The organism is Caballeronia sp. M23-90 (assembly GCF_053574605.1).
The window spans coordinates 1-1,655 of sequence record NZ_JBSIPA010000770.1 but is presented as its reverse complement, the minus strand read 5'-3'; the positions used below and the strand labels follow the sequence as shown (position 1 = coordinate 1,655).

Below are 1,655 nucleotides of genomic sequence, written 5' to 3'. Positions count from 1 at the left end.
CATCGCGAGCCGCGGCGAAGCGCACGTCGGCTTTCACATCATGCGCGAACGCGCGGCACGCGATGTCGGCCGGGTCGTAACCATCGCCGTCGTCCTGCACGGTCAGATGAAAATCCTCGGCGTTCCTGATGACGACACACACGTTCGAGGCCGATGCATGTTTGCGCACATTCGACAACGCCTCCTGGAGGATGAACAGCACCTGCAATTGCTGATCGGACGGCAACGGCAATCCGCTTGCCTCTTCGTAATCGAGGTGCAAGGGCATGCCTGATTGCCGCTCGAAGCGCGTGACCGTTTCCTCGATGGCATCGCGAAGACTTCCCGCACCGAACTTCGTACGGAAATTAACGAGCAGTTCGCGCACATCTTCGTAAGTTTCTTCCAGGCCGCCGCGCAGCAGCGGCACGATCTCGCGGATCTCGTTCAAGTCGTCGCGGGTCGCGGCGGTGTCGAGCAGATGTAATTGCATCTTCAGGAAATTGAGGCTTTGCGCAATGCTGTCGTGCAAGCCTTGCGCGACCAGATGGCGCTCCTGCGCCACCGCAAGCTGACGGGCGGCCGCCGCCAGCCGATGGTTCTGCAATGCGGTGCCAAGATGCCGTCCGAGCGTCTCGAGCAACCGCGTCTCGGACGGCAGCATGTCGCGTTCGTGACGAAAGTGCAGCGAGAACGAGCCGAGCGCAATCTGCTTCGAGACAATACCGAACGCAGTGACGGTGACGAACCCCGCGGTGCCGCAATCGACTGCGGGTGCGCTGATCGAGGCGTGTCCCGAACGCAGGTCCCTGATCACGGCGATACCGCTTGTCGCCACCGCGCCGCATACGCAATCGCCCGCCGGCATGCAGCGTTCAATGTCGGTCATGCGCTCGGGCAATCCTTCCGAGACGACCATATGGAGGTTGTCATCGTCCGGGGCGAGGATGCGGACCGAACCTGCATCGGCGTGGAACTGGCGCATCACGCGCGTCAGGAATCCGCGGCACAGCACTTCCACGTCGTGCGCGCCGTGCAGGAACGCGGTCATCTCGTAGAGCGCAAGCAGTTCGCCGTTGCGTGCCGAAAGTTGCGCGGTCTTGTGCGTAACGCGCAGCGCCAGGTCCTGGTAAAGGCTTTGGAGTTCTCCCGCCATGCGATTGAAACCCTGCGCCAGATGGCCGAATTCATCGCGCGATTCGACTTGCAGGCGAGCTGTGAATTCGCGTTGTTCAATTCGCGACAAACCCCGTTCGAGACGCCTCACGGGCAGCACGAACCACGCGTAAAGCAGGTACACGATCGCCGTGGTGCCAAGGCAGGCCAGCGCCGCGAGCGCGAGCTGCGAGCGCCTGAGCCACGCGGTCTTGCGCGCGTTTTCCTGCTCGATCAGACGCACGAGTGCATCGGCCTGCAAGACAAAGGCGGGCAGACGGTCGAGATAAAGGTGAGGGGCCATGCCGTTCTGTGCGATCGCGGGTTTCAGCGCGTCGCGCCAGGTCGCCGATACGACATTGAATTGCACGCGTATGGCAGGCGTTTCCGGTAGAAAGAGCGGGCGGACCGGATCGCCATGGTCGAGCCGCGCGAGCGTCTGGTCGAGCTGTGCGCTCTGCGAAGCCACGTCGGCAGGACGGGCGGCGCGCATTTCGCCGAGCTGGATCGCGATGTTGCCA

1 protein-coding gene is annotated in these 1,655 nt (G+C 62.8%); it reads right to left on the bottom strand.

The features are described 5' to 3' along the window. Positions 1–1,655: histidine kinase (locus tag ACRXB1_RS35690; RefSeq protein WP_449494728.1), on the bottom strand; the 1,655-nt coding region annotated here is incomplete at both ends.